Source organism: Streptomyces sp. IBSNAI002, assembly GCF_052244475.1.
Taxonomy (GTDB): domain Bacteria; phylum Actinomycetota; class Actinomycetes; order Streptomycetales; family Streptomycetaceae; genus Streptomyces.
In genome coordinates this window covers 6,528,264-6,547,959 of sequence record NZ_JBQPXG010000002.1, presented here as the reverse complement: position 1 = coordinate 6,547,959, position 19,696 = coordinate 6,528,264, and the positions used below count along the sequence as shown (strand labels likewise).

The 19,696-nt window shown below is 74.7% G+C and carries 19 protein-coding genes; 13 read left to right on the top strand and 6 right to left on the bottom strand.

Annotated features, from left to right (window positions below):
* Positions 1-49: 49 nt before the first annotated feature.
* The gene (locus tag ACTVZO_RS31060) at positions 50-517 is read right to left on the bottom strand and encodes an indole-3-glycerol phosphate synthase (protein WP_443301468.1); all 468 of its coding nucleotides are present in this window, start codon (positions 515-517) and stop codon (positions 50-52) included.
* Between the two features lie 148 nt (positions 518-665).
* Complete coding sequence (locus tag ACTVZO_RS31055) at positions 666-1,448, bottom strand: pyrimidine reductase family protein (protein WP_443301467.1); 783 nt, start codon at positions 1,446-1,448, stop codon at positions 666-668.
* Between the two features lie 96 nt (positions 1,449-1,544).
* On the opposite strand from ACTVZO_RS31055, the gene zapE reads away from it, so the two are divergent.
* The 4 genes from zapE (at position 1,545) to ACTVZO_RS31035 (ending at position 5,614) form a co-directional block, all read left to right on the top strand.
* Complete coding sequence (gene zapE / locus ACTVZO_RS31050; RefSeq protein WP_443303322.1) at positions 1,545-2,600, top strand: cell division protein ZapE; 1,056 nt, start codon at positions 1,545-1,547, stop codon at positions 2,598-2,600.
* Positions 2,601-2,663: 63 nt separating this feature from the next.
* Complete coding sequence (locus ACTVZO_RS31045; RefSeq protein WP_384220502.1) at positions 2,664-3,089, top strand: OsmC family peroxiredoxin; 426 nt, start codon at positions 2,664-2,666, stop codon at positions 3,087-3,089.
* A 114-nt stretch (positions 3,090-3,203) separates the two neighbouring features.
* Entirely contained in the window at positions 3,204-4,550 is a 1,347-nt protein-coding gene (locus tag ACTVZO_RS31040) for an alkaline phosphatase PhoX (RefSeq protein WP_443301466.1), read from the top strand.
* Positions 4,551-4,672: 122 nt separating this feature from the next.
* The gene (locus ACTVZO_RS31035) at positions 4,673-5,614 is read left to right on the top strand and encodes a polysaccharide deacetylase family protein (protein WP_443301465.1); all 942 of its coding nucleotides are present in this window, start codon (positions 4,673-4,675) and stop codon (positions 5,612-5,614) included.
* 24 nt (positions 5,615-5,638) lie between these two features.
* On the opposite strand, the gene ACTVZO_RS31030 is transcribed toward ACTVZO_RS31035, so the two are convergent.
* Positions 5,639-5,830 carry a hypothetical protein gene (locus tag ACTVZO_RS31030; RefSeq protein WP_443301464.1) on the bottom strand — a complete coding sequence of 64 codons (192 nt, stop codon included), beginning with the start codon at positions 5,828-5,830 and terminating at the stop codon, positions 5,639-5,641.
* A gap of 217 nt (positions 5,831-6,047) precedes the next feature.
* Between ACTVZO_RS31030 and ACTVZO_RS31025 the strand changes: the two genes are divergently transcribed.
* From ACTVZO_RS31025 to ACTVZO_RS31015, 3 genes are read left to right on the top strand one after another with little or no spacing between them, the layout of a single operon-like run.
* Positions 6,048-7,415 carry a discoidin domain-containing protein gene (locus tag ACTVZO_RS31025; RefSeq protein WP_443301463.1) on the top strand — a complete coding sequence of 456 codons (1,368 nt, stop codon included), beginning with the start codon at positions 6,048-6,050 and terminating at the stop codon, positions 7,413-7,415.
* Positions 7,415-8,689, top strand: coding sequence for an MFS transporter (locus ACTVZO_RS31020; protein WP_443301462.1), 1,275 nt, complete (start codon positions 7,415-7,417; stop codon positions 8,687-8,689). The genes ACTVZO_RS31025 and ACTVZO_RS31020 overlap by 1 nt, the downstream gene beginning before the upstream one ends.
* Entirely contained in the window at positions 8,686-9,672 is a 987-nt protein-coding gene (locus ACTVZO_RS31015; protein ID WP_443301461.1) for a hypothetical protein, read from the top strand. Before ACTVZO_RS31020 ends, ACTVZO_RS31015 begins: the two co-directional genes overlap by 4 nt.
* Here the strand turns inward: ACTVZO_RS31015 and ACTVZO_RS31010 are convergent.
* Positions 9,650-10,321, bottom strand: coding sequence for an AIM24 family protein (locus tag ACTVZO_RS31010; RefSeq protein WP_443301460.1), 672 nt, complete (start codon positions 10,319-10,321; stop codon positions 9,650-9,652). The two genes, ACTVZO_RS31015 and ACTVZO_RS31010, sit on opposite strands and share 23 nt — an antisense overlap.
* A 71-nt stretch (positions 10,322-10,392) precedes the next feature.
* On the opposite strand from ACTVZO_RS31010, the gene ACTVZO_RS31005 reads away from it, so the two are divergent.
* The 5 genes from ACTVZO_RS31005 to ACTVZO_RS30985 all read left to right on the top strand — a co-directional run bounded on the left by ACTVZO_RS31005 (position 10,393) and on the right by ACTVZO_RS30985 (position 16,185).
* Positions 10,393-11,145, top strand: a complete 753-nt coding sequence (locus tag ACTVZO_RS31005) for an aminoacyl-tRNA hydrolase (protein WP_443301459.1) — start codon at positions 10,393-10,395, stop codon at positions 11,143-11,145.
* A 125-nt stretch (positions 11,146-11,270) separates the two neighbouring features.
* Positions 11,271-12,554, top strand: coding sequence for a DUF692 domain-containing protein (locus ACTVZO_RS31000; protein ID WP_443303321.1), 1,284 nt, complete (start codon positions 11,271-11,273; stop codon positions 12,552-12,554).
* On the top strand, positions 12,551-13,594 hold the full coding sequence (locus ACTVZO_RS30995) for a TIGR04222 domain-containing membrane protein (protein ID WP_443301458.1): 1,044 nt from the start codon (positions 12,551-12,553) through the stop codon (positions 13,592-13,594). The genes ACTVZO_RS31000 and ACTVZO_RS30995 overlap by 4 nt, the downstream gene beginning before the upstream one ends.
* Positions 13,595-13,678: 84 nt before the next feature.
* On the top strand, positions 13,679-14,461 hold the full coding sequence (locus ACTVZO_RS30990; RefSeq protein ID WP_443301457.1) for a TIGR04222 domain-containing membrane protein: 783 nt from the start codon (positions 13,679-13,681) through the stop codon (positions 14,459-14,461).
* A gap of 80 nt (positions 14,462-14,541) precedes the next feature.
* The gene (locus tag ACTVZO_RS30985) at positions 14,542-16,185 is read left to right on the top strand and encodes an alpha/beta hydrolase (RefSeq protein ID WP_443301456.1); all 1,644 of its coding nucleotides are present in this window, start codon (positions 14,542-14,544) and stop codon (positions 16,183-16,185) included.
* Positions 16,186-16,297: 112 nt separating this feature from the next.
* Here the strand turns inward: ACTVZO_RS30985 and hemQ are convergent, their stop codons facing one another.
* Both hemQ and hemG read right to left on the bottom strand, forming a co-directional pair.
* Complete coding sequence (gene hemQ / locus ACTVZO_RS30980; RefSeq protein WP_443301455.1) at positions 16,298-17,011, bottom strand: hydrogen peroxide-dependent heme synthase; 714 nt, start codon at positions 17,009-17,011, stop codon at positions 16,298-16,300.
* Positions 17,012-17,015: 4 nt separating this feature from the next.
* Positions 17,016-18,494, bottom strand: a complete 1,479-nt coding sequence (gene hemG / locus ACTVZO_RS30975) for a protoporphyrinogen oxidase (protein WP_443301454.1) — start codon at positions 18,492-18,494, stop codon at positions 17,016-17,018.
* Between the two features lie 150 nt (positions 18,495-18,644).
* Here hemG and ACTVZO_RS30970 point away from each other — a divergent pair, with 150 nt between their 5' ends.
* The gene (locus tag ACTVZO_RS30970) at positions 18,645-19,652 is read left to right on the top strand and encodes a DUF4349 domain-containing protein (RefSeq protein WP_443301453.1); all 1,008 of its coding nucleotides are present in this window, start codon (positions 18,645-18,647) and stop codon (positions 19,650-19,652) included.
* Positions 19,653-19,696: the final 44 nt, after the last annotated feature.

Sequence of the window (19,696 nt, the reverse complement as noted above, 5' to 3'; positions counted from 1 at the left end):
CAGGTCGCTCCAGGATCGAGGATGTGCTTCGGGCTCTGACCGCCCCAGCCTATTCGTTGTGGGCGAAGAGCTTGAGCACCGGAACGCCGACCTTGTGGCGGGCCCGGGAGGCCCAGTCCCGGTGGAAGAACTCCTCCACGAAGTGCGGCGCGGTCAGGACGATCACCTCGTCGGCGCCGGTCTCCTCCACGACGGCCTTCAGCTTGTCGAGCGGGTGGTCCTCGACGATCTGCCCGATGACGTTGGCGCCCTTCTTGCGCAGGGCGGCCATGGAGTGCTCGAGGGCCAGCTCGGCGGGGCCGCGGGCGGCGTCGCCCTCGGGCACGTCGCCCTCGTGGATGGCCTCGGGCAGCTCACCGAGCGCTACGTCGTCGATGGCGCGCAGCAGCCGGTCCTGGTCGCCGCGGGGTTGCATGAGGACGACGAAGGAGACCGAGTCGTCTCCGTGCAGGGTGGTGACGAAGTCCACGTCCACCGTGGTCAGCGGCTGCTCGATCATCAATACGCTCGTGAACACGGACGCCCTCTCCTTCATGGGCCCAGACCGGCCGGCCGGTCCCTGCGGAAACCATCCTGCCCCGCTCTCGCGCGGGGCCTTGCGCAGATATATGTGCCCAGGTTCGTGCCCTGCAGAAGCTAAGCGGAACGAGAAATTCCGCCCCTTGTCAGATCCGACGGTAACTGGTGAAGAGGAACCCGGCCTCTTCCAGTACGGAGGCCGGCGCGAGCCGGTGCGGAACCGTGACGGAGGGCCCTCCCGCGATCCGCTGGGCGTCACCCGCCGTGAGCATCGGCGAGATCGTCAGGCACAGCTCGTCGAGCGCGTCGGCGGCCACGAGCTGGCCCAGCAGCCGGGGCCCGCCCTCGGTGAGCTGGCGGCGCAGCCCCCGCCCGGCGAGCTCCCGGACCGCGCGGGCCGGGTCCACCGCGGCCCCGTCGCCCGCCACCACGACCTCGGCCCCGGCCGCGAGGGCCTCGGCGACCCTGTCGGCGGGCGCGGCGGCCCCGGTGACCACCAGGGTCGGCACGAGCGGGGAGGTGAACAGGGGCAGGCCGAAGTCCAGGTCCAGACTGGCGGTGACCACCGCGATGGCGGCCGCCGGGCCCTGTCCGGCGGCCTCCCGGCGGGCCGCGAAGTCCTCCCGGGCCCGGGCCGGGCGGTAGCCCTCCTGGCGAACCGTTTCCGCTCCGACGACCACCACATCGGCCAGCGCCCGCAGGGTCCCGAAGATCCGCATGTCGGTCGCGCCGGAGATCGGCTGGGAGCGGCCCTCGTGCTGGGCGGCTCCGTCCAGGGTGGAGACCATGTTCGCCCGCAGCCAGTGGCCACCGTCCCCGAGGGAGGGGTACGCGTACGCCTCCGCGAGCTCGTCCAGCGACCACTCCCGGCCGGCCGGGGACGGGGACGGGGCTGATGTCTGATCGGTCACAGGGAACAGGCGTCGCATCGGTGCAGTGTGCCACGCCCCGTAGAGTTGAGTGCTGTGTCAACATCACTCTCCACCTCCGGTCCTGTTTCCGGGCGGACCGCCGGCAGGCCTCAGATAGCCGACGCGGGGCCCCAGGCGCTGTGCGCCCGCGAGCCCCGGGTGCCCGCCGAACGGCTGGTGGCCGAGATGGTGCCGCCGCCGCGTTTCGACTCGGTGCGCTTCGACACGTACGACCCGGACCCGGCCCAGCCCAGCCAGTCCGAGGCCGTCACCGTCCTCAGCGGCTTCGCCGCCGGTCTGGGCGGGGCGCACGCGAGCGGATCCGGCAAGCGGCGCTGGTTCAGCAAGAAGCCGGCGCCCGCGGCCGCCCCGCGCGGGGTGTACCTCGACGGCGGCTACGGCGTCGGCAAGACCCACCTGCTCGCCTCCCTGTGGCACGCCACCCCGGCCGAGCCCGCACTGAAGGCCTTCGGCACCTTCGTGGAGCTGACCAACCTGGTCGGCGCGCTCGGCTTCCAGCAGACCGTGCAGACCCTGGGCGGGCACCGGCTGCTGTGCATCGACGAGTTCGAACTGGACGACCCGGGCGACACGGTCCTGGTGTCCTCCCTGCTCAGCCGCCTGGTCGAGCAGGGCGTCGCGCTGGCCGCCACCTCCAACACGCTGCCCGGCAAGCTCGGCGAGGGCCGCTTCGCCGCCGCCGACTTCCTGCGGGAGATCCAGGGGCTGTCGGCGCACTTCCGGCCGCTGCGGATCGACGGGCAGGACTACCGCCACCGCGGGCTGCCGGAGGCTCCGGCGCCGTTCTCCGACGAACAGGTCGCCAAGACCGCGTACGCGACCGACGGCGCGAGCCTGGACGACTTCCCCGGCCTGCTGGAGCACCTGGCCCGGGTCCACCCGAGCCGGTACGGCGCGCTGACCGACGGGATCACGGCCGTCTGCCTGACCGACGTCGGCCCGGTGCCGGACCAGTCGACCGCCCTGCGGCTGGTGGTGCTCGCCGACCGGCTGTACGACCGCGAGGTCCCGGTCCTGGCCTCCGGGGTCCCCTTCGACAAGCTGTTCAGTGAAGAAATGCTCAACGGCGGCTATCGGAAGAAGTACTTCCGAGCCATATCGCGGCTCACCGCGCTCGCCCGCGACGCGAAGCCCCTGGTGTCGCAGTAGGTTGGGGAACGCCGGGCGCCCTGGCGGGTGTCCGGCCGTTTCCACTTCTGCGAAGGGATCACCATGGCCACCACGCGTCACGCGCACACCGTCTGGGAAGGCGACCTGCTCAAGGGCAAGGGCGTCGTCACCCTGGACTCCTCGGGCATCGGCTCGTACGACGTCTCCTGGCCCGCCCGCTCCGAGGCCGCGAACGGCAAGACCAGCCCCGAGGAGCTGATCGCCGCCGCCCACTCCAGCTGCTACTCGATGGCGCTGTCCCACGCCCTCGCCGGCGCCGGCAACCCGCCCAGCCGCCTGGAGACCAAGGCCGACGTCACCTTCCAGCCCGGTGAGGGCATCACCGGCATCCACCTCTCGGTGAAGGGCGAGGTCCCGGGCATCGACGCGGACGCCTTCGCCGCCGCCGCCGAGGACGCGAAGAAGAACTGCCCCGTCAGCCAGGCCCTGACCGGCACGACGATCACCCTGAGCGCCGAACTCGTCTGACCGGCGGCCCCCGGCCTCCGGAGTACGCGGAGCGCAGGTCCCCCCGGGCTCCGTCCGGGGCGGACCCCGGCGGGGGACGCCCACCCGGGCGGACCGTTGTGGTACGACGGGCCGATGTCCGTCACCCGACGCAGTCTGCTCGCCGCCGGCGGGATCGCCTTCAGCGGGGCGCTCGGCGCCCTGTTCACCAGCAGGGCCGGCGCCGCCCGGCCGACGCGCGGATACGGGCCGCTGCTGCCCGACCCGCGCGGACTGCTCGACCTGCCCGCCGGGTTCTCCTACCGGGTGCTCTCCCGCGCGGGCGGCCCGCTGCGCTCGGGCGAGGGCACCGTCCCGGCCAACTGCGACGGCATGGCCGCCTTCGGCGCGGGCGGCGGGCGGGTGCGGCTGGTCCGCAACCACGAGAACCGCGCCACCGCCGCCTTGCGCGTGCCCGCCGTCGCCGGGCTGACGTACGACCCCGGGGCGCTGGGCGGCTGCACCGTCCTGGAGCTCGGCGCGGACGGGCGGGTCACCGGCGAGCGGGTCGCCCTCGCCGGCACCGCCGTCAACTGCGCGGGCGGCCGGACCCCTTGGAACACCTGGCTGAGCTGTGAGGAGACCGAGGACCAGGCGGGCGCCTCCGGCTACACGAAGGACCACGGCCACGTCTTCGAGGTGGACCCCGCGGACCCGCGCCGCTCGGGGGCCGTCCCGCTCACCGCACTGGGCCGCTTCGCCCACGAGGCCGTCGCCGTGGACCCGTACCTCGGGGTCGTCTACGAGACCGAGGACGCCTTCGACCCGCCCTTCGGGCTGTTCTACCGCTTCCTGCCCGCCCGGCCGCTCGGCGGCCCGGGCTCGCTGCGGGCCGGTGGCGTGCTGGAGGCGATGCGCGTGCCGGGGCTGGCGGACCTGGCCCCGGTGGACCGGCCCGGGGCGGAGTTCCCGGTGGAGTGGGTCCGCGTACCCGACCCCTCGGCGGCCGGGACCGCTATCCGCTTCCAGGACTTCGGGCGGGGCGGGATCACCCACGCCCAGAAGCTGGAGGGCTGCTACTGGGGCGGCTCCGGCGTCCACTTCGTCTCCAGCTACGCCCGCCGCGGCGAGGGCGCGGGCGCCGACCACCACGGCCAGGTGTGGTTCTACGACCCGCTGCGCGCCCGGCTCCGGCTGGACGTGCTGTTCGGCCCGGCCGCCGACGTCCGGCTGCCCGGGGACTCCCCCGACAACATCTGCCTGGCCCCGGACGGCGGGCTGATGGTGTGCGAGGACGGCGGCGGGGCGCAGTACGTGTTCGGCGTGACGGTCGCCGGCGAGGTGTACCCGGTGGCCCGCAACGCCGAGGACATCGGCCGGCCGGGCGCACCCGAGTGGGGGGAGTTCGCCGGGGTCACCTTCTCCCCCGACGCGCGGACCATGTACGTCAACGCCTACGCGCCGGGGACCACGTTCGCGGTGACGGGGCCCTGGCAGCGGTGACCGCGGGGCCCGGCGGTCACCCTCGGCCGGGGCGGCGCCGGCCGGATGTGCCCCGCGGGTGACTTCGGCGGAGGGGAGTGCCGCACGCGGCTACTCGTCACATAGTCATATATTTTGCCTGCGTGACCATTTCCGTGCGCAAAGCGGCGTCCGCAGCCGTGCTCAGTGCCGCCCTCGGCGCCGCCCTGGCGGGTTGCGGGGGCGGCGCCGGTCCCTCGGACGGCGGCCGCGAGGCCCGTCTGGGGACCCCGGCCGCGTCCGCCTCCGCCTCCGCCCGTGCCTCCGCCTCTGCCTCCGCCACCGCCACCGCCACCGGCGCGCCGTCCGCGGCCGGCGCCGCGCCGCAGCCCGGCGCCCCCGCCAGGCCCCCGACCTTGGCGCCCGGCCCGAACGGCCTGACCCCGGTCTTCGAGCGGGCCGGGCAGCACACCGACAAGACCGTGGCCCTGACCTTCGACGCCGACATGACCGCCGACCAGGGGCCGCGCGCCGCGGCCGGGGAGCGGTTCGACAACCCCGAGCTGATCAGCACCCTGCGCACGCTCCGGGTGCCCTCGACGATCTTCATGACGGGCCGCTGGGCCGAGGAGTACCCGGACCAGGCGAAGGCCATCGGCACCGACCCGAACTTCGAGATCGCGAACCACTCGTACAGCCACCACGCCTTCACCACCCCCTGCTACGGACTGCCCGCGCTCGACGCCGCCGCCGCCCGTGCCGACGTGGACCGGGCCTTCGCCGCCTTCCGCACCGCCGGCGCGGTCAACACCGTCCCCTACTTCCGCTTCCCCGGCGGCTGCTACGACGACCAGGCGCTGCGGGCCCTGTCCACGGCCAAGGTCACGGCCGTCCAGTGGGACGTGGTCAGCGGGGACGCCTTCGCCAAGGACCCGGACGCGGTGGCCGAGCAGGTGCTGGCGGGGGTCAGACCCGGCTCGGTGGTGGTCATGCACTGCACGCGCAGCGCGGCGCCGGTCACCGAGGAGGCCATCCGCACGATCGTCCCGGAGCTGCGCAAGCGCGGCTACCGGTTCGTGAAGGTCTCCGAGCTCATCGGCAAGTAGACCGGACGGGGACGGTGGCGGGCCTCAGCCCGAGCAGGCCGAGCGCTGCGCGTCCTGCCACTCGCACACCGGGCACAGCACCACGCCCGGGGTCGCGACCCCGTACTCGGTGGGCTTGCCGCACTCCAGGCAGTCGGCGTACGGCGGCCCGGCCACCCGGCCGGCCGGGGCTGCGGGAGCGGGGCAGTACGACGGGTTCCCGGACGGCTGATCCATGCGGACGAGCCTAGCCGGAACACTGGTAGGAAACTTTCCTTCCTGTTAGTCTCCCGGGCGGCGGCTTGGCGCGGTGCCCGCCCCCCATGGGCATGACGCGCTCAGCGAGAGCTCTGACCCGGCCGCCGTGCACCGCTCCCTGCCCGCCCGCGGGCCGGGCCGCGCTGCTCCGCGCCAGAGTCCAGCTCTCGCCGCCCCAAGGCCAGGGAGTCCAGGTATGCGCCTGAACGCTTCCGCTCCATCCCCCTCGTCCGGCTCGTCCCTCTTATTCCGCAGCCGAATAGGCACCCTCCTCCTCGCGGGGACCGCCGTCCTCGTCCTCGTCGGCGGGCTCCTGCTCGCCTGGCCCGAGCGGGCCGGGGCCGCCGCCGACCCCGTCATATCCCTCGGGAAGCCCGCCACCGCCTCCTCCGTCGAAACCTCGTCGCTCGCCGCGAAGAACGCCTTCGACGGCGACCCGGCCACCCGCTGGGCCAGCGCCGAGGGCAAGGACCCGCAGTGGATCCGGGTCGACCTCGGCGCCCCCGCCACCGTCTCGCGCGTGCGCCTGCGCTGGGAGGCGGCCTACGCGAAGGCCTACCGCGTCGAGGTGTCCGCCGACGGCGCCTCCTGGACCGCGCTCGCCACCGAGACCGCGGGCAACGGCGGCGTCGACGACTGGACCGGACTGTCCGGCAAGGGCCGCTACCTGCGCGTCCACGGAACCGCACGCGGCACCTCGTACGGCTACTCGCTGTTCGAGGCGGAGGTCTACGGCACCCCCGACGGCGGACCGCCGCCCGGCGGCGCCTTCACGGTGGTCGCGGCCGGTGACATCGCCGCGCAGTGCACGTCTTCCGACAGCGGCTGCGCACACCCCAAGACCGCCGCGCTCGCCCGGCAGATCGACCCGAAGTTCTATCTGACGATGGGCGACAACCAGTACGACGACGCCCGCCTCTCCGACTTCCGCGCCTACTACGACAAGAGCTGGGGAGCCTTCAAGGCCAAGACCCGCCCCGTCCCGGGCAACCACGAGACCTACGACCCGGCCGGCTCCCTCGCCGGGTACAAGGCCTACTTCGGGAGCATCGCCTTCCCGCAGGGCAAGAGCTGGTACAGCTACGACGAGGGCAACTGGCACTTCATCGCCCTCGACTCCAACTCCTTCGACCAGGCCGCCCAGACCGACTGGCTCAAGGCCGATCTCGCCGCCAACACCAAGCAGTGCGTCGCCGCCTACTGGCACCACCCGCTGTTCTCCTCCGGCGGGCACGGCAACGACCCGGTCTCCAAGCCTGTCTGGAAGATCCTGTACGCCGCGAAGGCGGACCTCGTCCTGGGCGGACACGACCACCACTACGAGCGGTTCGCCCCGCAGGACCCGGACGGCAAGGCCACCGCCGACGGGATCGTGGAGATAGTCGGCGGGATGGGCGGCGCCGAGCCCTACCCGATCGAACAGGTCCAGCCCAACAGCCAGAAGCGCGTCAGCGGCCCCTACGGCGTGGTGAAGCTCGACTTCACCGACTCCGGCTACAGCTGGACGTACGTCGCCACGGACGGCCAGGTCAAGGACACGAGCCCGAAGTACAGCTGCCACTGATGTACCTGGCCGCCAACGGCCGCCCGGACGCGCCGCCCCGCCCCCCAGGGGTCCGGCGGCGCGTCCCCGCCGCCGTCCTCGCGCTCGGCGCCGTCAGCCTGGTCACCGACGTCTCCTCGGAGATGGTGACGGCGGTGCTGCCGCTCTACCTGGTCCTCGGACTCGGCCTGTCCCCCCTCCAGTTCGGCTTCCTCGACGGCATGTTCAACGGCGCGACCGCACTCGTACGGCTGCTCGGCGGGCGTCTCGCCGACCGCGGCGGCCGGCACAAGCGCGTGGCCGGAGCCGGCTACCTGCTCTCCGCGCTGTCCCGGCTCGGGCTGCTCCTCGCCGGGGGCGCCACCGCCGGGATCGCCGCCGCGCTCGCCGCCGACCGCCTCGGCAAGGGCATCCGCACCGCACCGCGCGACGCGCTGATCTCGCTCAGCGGTCCGCCCGAGGCGCTCGGCCGGTCCTTCGGGGTGCACCGCGCCATGGACACCACGGGCGCCCTGCTCGGTCCGCTCGCCGCGTTCGCCGTGCTGTGGGCCACCGCCGACGCCTACGACGCGGTGTTCGCCGTCAGCTTCTGCGCCGGCCTGCTCGGCGTGCTCCTGCTCGTCCTGTACGTCCCGGCCGCCCCCGCGGCCGCAGCGGCCACCCCTGTGGCCGGACCCGCGCGCCCGCCGCGGACCACGGCCCTGCGCGACCCCGCCTTCCGCCGCGTCCTGTACGCCGCAGCCCTGCTCGGCGCCACCACCATCGGCGACGCCTTCCTCTACCTGCTGCTCCTGCGCGGTCTCGACCTGCCGCCCGCCCTGTTCGCGCTGCTGCCGCTCGGCGCCGCCGCCGTCTACCTCCTGCTCGCCGTCCCCGCGGGCCGGTTCGCCGACCGGTCGGGACGCCGGCCGGCCTTCCTGCTCGGGCACGGCGCCCTGCTCTGCGCGTACGCCGTGCTGCTGGCGCCCGTCTCCTGGCCGACCGTGGTCGCCGTACTGGCCCTGCTGGGGATCTTCTACGCCGGCACGGACGGGGTCCTGATGGCACTGGCCGCGCCGGCGCTGCCCGCGCACGGCCGCGCGGGCGGACTCGCGCTGCTGCAGACCGGCCAGGCACTGGCCCGGCTGGTCGGCGCCGCCGGATTCGGGGCGGCCTGGACCCTCTGGGGGCAGCGGCCCGCCCTGTGGGCGGCCGCCGTCGCGCTGGCCGGGGCGCTCGCGGCCGCCTGGCGCATCCTGTCCTCCCCCGTCCCCGCCGGCGCCCCCGCCGGCACCCGCACCCCGGAGCCGTCATGAACCTCCGTCACGGGCGGCTGCGGCTCGCCCTCGTCGTCACGGCCGTGCTCCTGCTCGCGGGCGGCTCCCTCGGCTACGTCCTGCACGCGCGGCAGCGCGACCGGCCCGCCCGCCCGGCCGAGGCCAGTGCCTCGTTCGGCCTCGCGGAGCCCGGCCTCTACTTCCGGGACACGGCCACCGGACGGGTCGCGCGCCACACCGCGCCCGACGGGCCCCGCGTGCCCGAAGGCCCCTCCTGCGACCGCTTCCACGCCGCCGGAGAGCACGCCCTGTGCCTGCGCAAGCTGCCCGGCGTCCCCGCCCGCACCGACGCCCTCGTACTCGACCGGCGGCTGCGCGAGATCCGCCGGGTGACCGTGCCGGGCATCCCCAACCGGGCCCGCGTCTCCGCCTCGGGACAGCTCCTGTCCTGGACGACCTTCACCACCGGCGACTCGTACAACACCGCCGCCTTCTCGACCCGGACCTCGATCCTGGACCTGCGCACCGGCTACCTGGTCAAGTCGATGGAGCAGATCCCGCTGACCCTGGACGGGGCCCGGCACCACGCTTCCGACGTCAACTACTGGGGCGTGAGCTTCGCGGACGACGACAACCGCTTCTACGCCACCGTCTCCACCGGGGGCCGCACCCACCTGGTCGAGGGCGACCTGGGCAGCTGGTCGGCGAAGGCGCTGCGCGAGAACGTCGAATGCCCCTCGCTGTCACCGGACGGCACCCGCGTCGCCTTCAAGAAGAAGGTCTCCGACGACCCCGGGGCGCCCTGGCGGCTGTACGTGCTGGACCTGGCGACCCTGCGCGAGCACCCGCTGGCCGAGCCGGACAGCGTCGACGACCAGCCCGCCTGGCTGGACGGGACGACCGTCGGCTACGGCCAGGGCGGCGACGTCCGCTCGGTCCCGGCGGACGGCACGGGGCCGCCCCGCGTCCTCGTGCGGGGCGGCTCCTCCCCCGCGTACGTCAGTGGGCCGCCGGCTCGGTGACCTCGCTCGGGCGGACGATCACGTAGCCCTCGCCGCGCAGCATCAGCTGGACGGCCTCGCCCGAGCCCCCGCGGATCATCGAGCCGACCGACTGGGAGCGGTGCAGGCCGGTCTCCAGCTGCGCGCTCCAGCCGACCACCGCGTCGGTGTCCACGTAGACCGGGGCCTGGGCGGTGACGGGGATGACGAGCGGGGTGCCGTCGCAGACCACGGCGAGCTTGCCGGTGCCGGTGAAGAGGCTGTTGAAGAGGCCGCCGCCGGTCATTCCGGCGCCCTTCAGCATCTTGATCTCGTAGGACAGGGTGGAATCGAAGCACAGCACGTTGCGCCCGTTGACCGTGAGCGCGTCGCCGGGCTCGAACTCGACGATGAAGCAGTTGCCCGCCTGGTGGGCGAACCAGGCCTCGCCCTGGCCCCGTACGGACATCAGTGCCAGGCCCTCGCCCGTGACGGCGCGCTTGAGCATGCCGCCTATGCCCTGCCCCTTGCGTTCGAACTGCAGGCTGCCGCGGTAGGCGACCATCGAGCCTTGGCGGGCCAGCATCTCGCCGTTGACGGTGTACTTCACGGACTTGGCGTTCTGCAGGGTCATACCCGCGACGGCGGCCGGCCGGGCCAGGTTCTCGGACGCGAAAAGGTCACTCTTCATGCCTTCGATCCTCGCCCGGCCCGGCCCCCCGCGGCATCATCCTCAGGGGGGAGGCTGGCATCCTTGGCGGGATGAGCAGCCAGCACACGAACGACACCTCAGACGTACCCGCGGTGGGCGCGGACAGCCCCTTCCGGCAGGAGCACGTACTGCGCGACGAGGCACCGCAGTTCGTCCTGCCGCTGGTGGTGCGGATCGAGAAGACCGAGCCGCCCGCCCGGACGGACGCGCTGGAGACGGCGGCCCGCGCGGTGCTGGTCCTGCTGACCGACGAGCGCTCGCGCGGCGGGGGCGAGTGGGCCGCGGCGGTGCGGGACTGGCAGGACGCCCGGATCCGCAAGGTGGTCCGGCGGGCGCGCGGGGCGGAGTGGCGCAAGGCCGGCACCCTGCCGGGCGTCACGGTGCACGGTGACGCCTCGGAGGTGCGGGTCTTCCCGCCGGTGCCGCTGGACGGCTGGCCCAAGGAGCTGGCCAAGCTCCAGGTGTCGGGCACCGACCTCGACGATCCGGAGCCCGTCGCCGAGGTCACCGAGCCGGGCCTGCCCGTGCTGTGGTTCAACCCCGGCCTCGGCATGTCGGCCGGCAAGGCGATGGCGCAGGCGGGGCACGCGGCACAGCTGGCGTGGTGGGAGCTGACGGACGCGGAGCGGGCCGACTGGCAGGCCGGCGGTTTCCGGCTGGCGGTGCGCACGGCGCCGCGCGAGCGGTGGGCGGAGCTGGGCGCCAGCGGGCTGCCGGTGGTCCGCGACGCCGGGTTCACGGAGATCGCCCCCGGCAGCGCGACGGTGATCGCCGACCACCCGGCGCTGCGTGCGCGGCTCTGACCGGGGAACCTCAAATGTTGCTCTGAACGTCCCCTGTTCGTGGTTGGCCGGACTGCGCCGGGGCCATCACATCGGGACACGGTGCGATGAACCGCGCTGAAAGGGGGGCGAGGGACATGAAGCCCATGGCACACCTGGGGGTGGGCATCGGCTGGCGGCCGGAGATCGCGGACGCGGTCGACCGGCTGCCGGGACTGGACTGGGTCGAGGTGGTGGCCGAGAACGTCTGCCCGGGCCATCTGCCCGAGGCGCTGCTGAGGCTGCGCGAGCGCGGCGTCCGGCTGGTGCCGCACGGGGTCTCGCTGGGCCTCGGCGGCGCCGACCGGCCCGACCCGGCGAAGCTGGCGGCGCTCGGCGAGCGGGCGGTGGCGCTGGGGGCGCCGCTGGTCACCGAGCACATCGCCTTCGTCCGCAGTTCCTGGCCCGCGCTCGAGGCCGGACACCTGCTGCCGGTGCCGCGGACGCGCGACGCGCTGGACGTGCTGTGCGAGAACGTGCGCATCGCGCAGGACGCGCTGCCCGTGCCGCTGGCGCTGGAGAACATCGCCGCGCTGTTCTCCTGGCCGGGCGAGGAGATGACGGAAGGGCGGTTCCTGACGGAGCTGGTCGAGCGGACCGGCGTGCGGCTGCTCATCGACGTGGCGAACCTGCACACCAACCGGGTCAACCGCGGCGAGGACCCGCTCGCCGTGCTCGACGCGATCCCGCTGGAGGCGCTGGCGTACGTACACGTGGCGGGCGGGGTCGAACGGGGCGGTGTCTGGCACGACACGCACGCGCAACCGGTGCCGCCGGTGGTGCTCGACCTGCTGGCCGAGCTCCGCTCCCGGGTGGACCCGCCGGGCGTGCTGCTGGAGCGGGACGACGACTTCCCGCCGGAGCCGGAGCTGGCCGCCGAGGTGGCGGCGATCCGCTCGGTGGTGACGGCCGGACCGGCCGTACCGGCGGCCCCGCGGGCCGCGGCGGCCGGGGCGGAAGGCCTGCGGGCGGCGCCCGACGAGGCCGCGCGGACCCGGCTGGGGCTCGACCAGGCGGCGCTGCTGTCGGCGCTGGTGGCCGGGACACCGGTTCCCGAGGGCTTCGACCGGCAGCGGATCGGGGTGCAGTCCCGGGCGCTGGCCGCCAAGCGGGCGGACGTGGTGGCCCGGCTGGCTCCCGAGCTGCCCGGCATCCTGGGCGGCGGGCAGCCGTACCGCGCGGCGTTCCTCGCCTACGCCAAGGGGCGCCCGATGACCGCCGGATACCGCCGGGACGCGCTGGACTTCGCCGAGCACCTGCTGATCCAGGACCTGCCGGCCGATCCGGCGGCCCGGCGCCGGCTCACCGCGTGGTGGCGGGACCGGGCCGGGGCCCGGCCGCCCCGCCGGGTGGTGCGCTGGGCCCGGGCCCTCGTGGGGAGGGCGGCGTGAACGCGCTCGCGCTGGCGATCTGGCTCGCCGTCGCCGCTTCCAGCGGCCTGCTGGCCCTCGGCCTGTACCGTGCCCGGCCCCGGTCGGCCGGTCCGGCGCCGGTCCTCCACGACCTGTCCGAGGCCGCGTTCATGGCGGGCGGGCCCGGCGCCGTCGTGGACACCGCCCTCGTCTCGATGCTGGGGGACGGCCGGCTCGTGGCCGGCGGCCCGGGCATCGTCCACGTACGCCCGGGGGCGCGGGCGGGCGACCCCGCCGAGCGCGCCGTCCTCCAGGCCCACGCCGGGGCTCCCTCGGGGTGGCTCTACCAGGTGCGGTACGCGGCCATGACCGCCCCGGCCGTCCAGGAGACCGGGGACGGGCTGGCGGCCCGCGGGCTGCTCTCACCGCCCGGCTGGGGGCGGACCTGGCGGCGCTGGGGCCTGGTGCAGGCCACGGTGTGCGGGCTGCTGGTGCCGGTGTCGCTGCCGCTGACCTTCGTCGCGTTCGTCGTGGACCCGGACGGGCAGGTGCCGTTCATCGTCAAGGTGCTTCCGGTGCTGCTCGGCGGGGTCGTCTTCGGGGGGCTCTGCGCCGCGGCGGCCAAGCGGCGGATCACCCCGTCGGGGCGGCGGGCGCTGCGCGAGATCCGCTCCCACTACGTGAACGACCGGACCCCGCACGTCCAGACCGCGCTGTTCGGGCTGCGCGGGCTGCGGGACCCGTTCCTGCGCGGGCTGCTGGTGCCCGCCGCGCGCGGCACCCGGCTGGCCGCGGCCCAGTCGGGGGCCCGTCCCGTGCGCCGCTCCGGTTCCTCGTCCTCCTCCGGCGCCGAGCTCCTGCCGGTGCTGTGGTGTGCGGGGAGCGACGGTGGAAGCGCGGGCGGAGCGGGGTCGGGCTGCGGCTCGGGATCCTCCTGCGCGGGCTCCGGCGGCGGCTGCGGAAGCGGCAGTTCGAGCTGCTCCGGCGGGAGTTCCGGTGGTTCGAGCTGCAGCAGTTCGTCCGGATCCAGTTGCAGCAGTTCGTCCGGATCCAGCTGTTCCAGCTCCAGCAGCTCCTGACGCTCCATCACGGAGGCGTCACAAGCTGCTCACACGTCGGCAGCGGCTCCGGCCCGGCATATCAACGGACTATAGAACTCACCCATGTTCTGGGTCCTGTTCCTCCTGGTGGCCTGGGCCGGAGTGCTGACGTCGTGCACCCTCCTGCTCAGAGCCGCCTCCCACGCCGCCGAGCCGGCCACCGACGCCACCGCGCACCACCACGACGAGCTGAACCTGTACGAGGCCGCCTACCTCGCCGGCGGCCCCGCCCGGGTGGCCGATCTGACGCTGCTGTCCATGCACCGTCAGCGGCGGCTGCTCCTGGCCCACACCGGCTGGGCGACGGTCGTCGACCCGGTCGGCCGCGACGCGCACGAGCGGTCCGTCCTCGGGGCGTTCGGCCCCGACGGGCAGTCCCCGGTGCCCGCACTGCGGTCCGCGGTCGCGGCGGACGACGCGGTACGGGCCCTCTCCGAGCGGCTCGGCGACGCCGGCCTGGCCCTGCCCGCCGGCGCCCTGCTCGGCCTAGGCGACGGGGTCCGGGCGGTCCGCGCCGCCACCCTGCTGGTCCTCGCGATGGCTGCGGCCGCGCTCGCCGTCCCGACGGGCGGGAGCACGACGGCCGTCGTCCTGCCCTGGTTCGCCCTGCCGCTGTTGCTGGGCGCGGGCTGCCTGGCCATCGCCCGCTTCGAGTCGCACCCCTACTCCCGCTGGGCCTCCCCCGCGGGACAGCGGCTGCTCCGCTCCCTGGACCGCGAGCACGGCGCGGGCGGATCGCTGACGGCGGTGGCCGTGCGCGGGATCCGGGCGGTCCCCGATCCCGGGCTGCGGGCGGCGCTGGGGTGCGGCAACCGGGGGCGGATCCCCCGGCAACGGGGCCATTGAGGCCGACACCGTCCGGTGATCCTTTACTTTCGTGCGGAGCCCTGGTCGTCTCATCGGACCATCGGCACGAAGGGGCCGCCATGCGGACGACGCCCGCACGCCACGGAGCCGCCGCTGCGGCCCTCACCCTGCTGGCCGCCGCCGTCTGCGCCGCCCCGGCGGCAGCGGCCCCCGTCCCGGACGCCGAGTCGGCCGGAGCGGCCCTCGCCGCCCGCCGCGCCACCACCACGGGTCTCGGCTTCGGGGCGTGCCCGGCCGCCGAGGACCTGCCCGACCCCGTGCGCTGCGCGACCCTGCGCGTTCCGCTCGACTACGCCCGCCCCGACGGCACCCAGATCACCCTCACCGTCAGCCGGGTGGCGGCGGGCCGCACCGGCGGCGCCGCCCGGCAGGGCGCGCTCGTCCACAACCCCGGCGGCCCCGGCGCCTCCGGCATGTACTTCCCGCTGCTCGCCGGAGCCCCCGCGTGGCGGCGGATCGCCGCCGCCTACGACCTGATCGGCTACGCGCCGCGCGGCGTCGGCCGCTCCGCCCCGCTGTCCTGCCAGGACCCGGCCGCCCGCGCGGGCGGCCCCACCCAGGTCCCGGCGCACCCCTCCGCCGCCGACAAGGAGCGGCACCGCGCCGCCGCCCGGGCATACGCCCGCGGCTGCGCCGAGCGGGCCGGAGCCGCGCTGGCGCACTACACGACACTGAACAACGCGCGCGATCTGCACGTGCTGCGCGCCGCGCTCGGCGAGCGGCGGCTGACCTTCGCGGGCGCCTCGTACGGCACCTATCTGGGCGCGGTCTACGCCACCTTGTACCCGGGCCACGTCCACCGCATGGTCCTCGACTCGGCGGTCAACCCCGACCCGGCCCGCGTCTGGTACCGCAACAACCTCGACCAGGCACCCGGGTTCGAGCGCCGCTGGCACGACTTCCGCGCCTGGGCCGCACGCCACCACGCCGCGTACGGTCTCGGCAGCACCCCGGCGGCCGTGCAGGCGAGCTACGAACGGGTCCGGGACGCGGTCGCCCGTACGCCGGCGGGCGGCAGCATCGGCACCGGCGAGCTGCACGCGGCGTACCTCGAGACGGCCTACCGCGACGAGGTCTGGCCGGAGCGGGCGGCGGCCCTGGCGGCCTTCCTGCGCGGCGATCCCGAGCCGCTGGCCGGCCAGGCGGCCCCGGATCCGGCCGCCGCCACCGAGACGGAGAACGCGACGGCCGTCTACACGGCGGTGCTGTGCAACGACGCCGACTGGCCCGGAGACTGGGAGACCTGGGACCGCGACCACACCGAGCTGGCCCGCACGGCCCCCTTCGAGACCTGGTCCAACGCGTTCCTGAACCTGCCGTGCGCCTCCTGGCCCGTGCGGGCCCGGCAGCGGCCTGTGGCGGTCGGCGGGGCGGCGGTGACGGGCGGATCACCTTCGGCCCGGCTGCCCCGCACGCTGATCGTCGCGGCGGAGCGGGACGGGGCGACCCCGTACGCGGGTGCGCTGGAGCTCCAGCGGCGGCTCGGCACCGAGGCCGCGCTGGTCACGGAGAAGGGGGCCGGCACCCACGGAGTCTTCGGCGGACGCAATGGCTGCGTGGACCGTCACGTGGAGCGGTATCTGCTGACAGGTGACACAGCGGGGTGGCGTGTCACGTGTGCGCCGCATCCGGAGCCCGCACCGGTGTCGCTGGACGACCGGGCAGCACGTGCCCGCGGGGCAGTGCTGCCGCCAGTCGTCTGAACTTCCGGGCGGGGTCTCCGGCTGCGTCGTTTCGGGGGCAGGGCCTCCCGATCCGCCGGAGGCCGCTCTTGTGTCACGAGTGCTCCTCCGGCCCTTCCCCCCAGGGGAGGTATCAGGCGAGCCCGGCCACCAGATCGGCGACGGACTTGCGGCGCCCGGTGTAGAAGGGCACCTCTTCGCGGACGTGCATACGGGCCTCGGAGGCGCGCAGGTGACGCATGAGGTCGACGATGCGGTAGAGCTCGTCGGCCTCGAAGGCCAGCAGCCACTCGTAGTCGCCCAGGGAGAAGGAGGCCACGGTGTTGGCACGCACGTCGGGGTAGCCGCGGGCCATCTTGCCGTGGTCGGCGAGCATGCGGCGGCGGTCCTCGTCGGGCAGCAGGTACCAGTCGTAACTGCGCACGAAGGGGTAGACGCTGACGTAGTCGCGGGCGACCTCGTCGGCCAGGAAGGCCGGGATGTGCGACTTGTTGAACTCGGCCGGGCGGTGCAGGGCCATGTTCGACCAGACCGGCTCCAGGGCGCGGCCCAGCCTGGTGCGGCGGAACAGGTTGTACGCGGTCTGCAGCTCGTCCGCGGTCTCCGCGTGCCACCAGATCATGATGTCCGCGTCGGCGCGCAGGCCGGAGACGTCATAGGTGCCGCGGACGGTGATGTCCTTGGCGGCCAGCTGGTCGAACAGCTCCTGGACCTCGTCGGCGAAGCCGGCGCGGTCCTCCGGGAGGACGTCCTTCAGCTTGAAGACGGACCACAGGGTGTAGCGGATGACCTCGTTGAGGTCCTTCGCCTTCTTCCCCGCGTTGGGAATCTTCTCTGGTGCAGTCATGCGCCTATTGTCCCGTGTGCTGATCAGTGGTCTGCGCCAGGGGTGCCGAACCGGCAGCGAAGGCGGCGATCACCGCGTCCACGGCCTTGCCCGCGCCGGCGACGCACGCCGGAATGCCCACGCCCTCGTAGAGGGCACCGCAGACCGCGAGGCCCGGCAGCCCGGCGACGGCCGCGCGGATCCGGGCCACCCGGCCGAGGTGGCCGACCGGGTACTGGGGCAGCCCGCCGTCCCAGCGGGTGACGGTGGAGGCCACCGGCCGGGCCGCGAGGCCCACGGCCGCGCCGAGGTCGGCGAGCGAGACCTCGACCAGTTCCGCGTCCTCGCGCCCGAGGTCCTTCTCGTCGCCGTGGCGGCCGACGGAGGTGCGCAGCAGGAAGAGGTCCGGGTCGGTCCCGGCCCAGGCCCACTTGTTGCTCGAGAAGGTGGAGGCCTTGATGGTCCGGCCGTCGACGGGCGGTACGAGGAACCCGCTCGCGCCGCCCCCGGCGATGGCCTCGGGCAGCTCCGAGCGGCGGAAGGCCATGGTGATCAGTGCCATGGAGGCGTACTCGACCCCGCGCAGCTCCGCCGCGGCGGCCGGGGCGAGCCCGTCGAGCAGCCGTGCGGCGGGCCCGGCCGGGGTCGCCAGGATCACGCCGTCGGCCTCGATGGCCTCCGCGCCGGCCACGACCCGCCAGCCTCCGGGCGTACGGACGAGCTCGCGGACGGGGGCTCCGGTGACGATCCGGGCCCCGGCCGCGCGGCAGGCCTCGGCCACCGCCACCGGGAGCCGTCCGATCCCGCCGTCGATGCCGGCGAAGACCGGACCGGCGGGCTGGGGCTGCGTCTGCGCCCGGCGCTGGAGGTCGCGCACGCCGTCGCCCAGCAGCGTGTGTGTACGGGCGGCCTCGAAGAGCTGGGGCACGGCGGCGCGCATGGAGATGCGGTAGGCGTCGCCCGCGTACACCCCGCCGAGCAGCGGTTCCACGAGCCGGTCGACGACCTCGCGGCCCAGCCGGTCGGCGACGTACTCGCCGACGGCGACGTCCTCGCCGATCTCGGCGGGCGGCAGGGCGCGTTCGGCCTCGATGCGGGCGAGGCCCTCGGGGGAGAGCACCCCGGAGGCGGCGAGCGGCCCGAGGTCGCCGGGGACGCCCATGACGTGCCCGCGCGGCATCGGCCGCAGCGCGCCCCGGGTCCACAGGTGGGCGGTGGCGGTGGCGGGCGGCTGGAGGGCCTCGCCGAGGCCCACGGCCTTGGCGAGGTCCACGGCTTCGGGACGGCGGGCCAGCACGGATTCGGCGCCGAGGTCGACGGGGACGCCGGCGAGCTCACCGGAGCGCAGTTTGCCGCCGAGCCGCGGGCCGGCCTCCAGCAGCGTGACGCGCAGGCCTTCGGCGAGCAGCCGGTGGGCCGCAGCCAGGCCGGCGATGCCGCCGCCGATGACGACGACGTGCCGGGTCCGGCCGGGGCGATCCGTACGCATGTCCGCTTCGTGCATGGACACATCGTCTCAGACCGATCACCGGCCGCGCTCCGAGGCCGGACCGTGACCGCATCGGGACCGGCCCGGGACCGCCGGGACGAAACCCGCGACGGGACTCTGTACGTCGAAACGGCAACACCAGCCGAAACTCGGGGGTTTGACACGATGCATCGCTCTGCGGTGGCCCTGGCGGCCGCCCTCTCCCTGGCCGGGGCGCTCACGCTCACCGGTTGTGGCGCCGCCGGCGAGAGCCGGGACAGCGCGAACGACAAGGCGGCGGTCGCGCCCGCCGAAGGCAACAAGGCACCGGAGGGGGCACCCGGGGCCGCGGCGGCTCCCGCCCCGGCGGCGACCGGCGGCGCTCCCGCCGGCAAGAACGGGCAGCAGCCGGTCACGGTCCGCCCGAACGTGATCCGCACGGCGACGCTCGGCATCGAGACCGAGGAGGTCCAGAAGACCCTGTCCGCGGCCCGCACGGCGGCCGACGGGGCGGGCGGCTACGTCGGCAACGAGTCGACCAAGCGCGGCGAGGACGGCCGGATGACCTCCACGCTCACCCTGCGGGTGCCGGGCGAGCGCTACGACGCGGTGCTCGGCGCGATGGAGGGCAGCGGCAAGCTCCTGCACCGCAAGGTCGAGGCGCAGGACGTCACCGAGAAGGTCGCCGACATCGGCAGCCGCGTGGCGTCCCAGCAGGCCAGCGTGGCCCGGGTGCGCGAGATGATGGGCAAGGCCTCGGCGCTGAGCGAGGTGGTGATGCTCGAGAGCGAGCTGAGCCGCCGCCAGTCCGACCTGGAGTCGCTGCTGGCGCAGCAGACGGCGCTGAAGGACCAGACCTCGCTGGGCACGATCACGCTGGAGGTCTCCGAGCCGCCCGCGAAGCCGGTGGTGGAGGAGAAGAAGGAGAAGGACCCGACCTTCCTCGGCGCCCTGCGCGGCGGCTGGGAGGTCTTCACCCAGCTCGTGCGCTACCTGACGGTGGCCGTCGGCGCCCTGCTGCCGTTCGCCGTGGCCGCCGCGTTGCTGGCACTCGGGTTCAGGCTGTACCGGCGGCTGCGCCCGGCCGCGCCGAAGACGGGCCTGACCTCGAAGAGGGCCGCGGTCCCGGCGGCCCGTCCGGCGCCCGCGCCCGCGCCTTCGGACGGCGCCGAGGAAGCGCGCGTACAGGACTGAACGCACGTTCGCCCGTAGCGTGTTCACCATCCGGTGGACGGCGG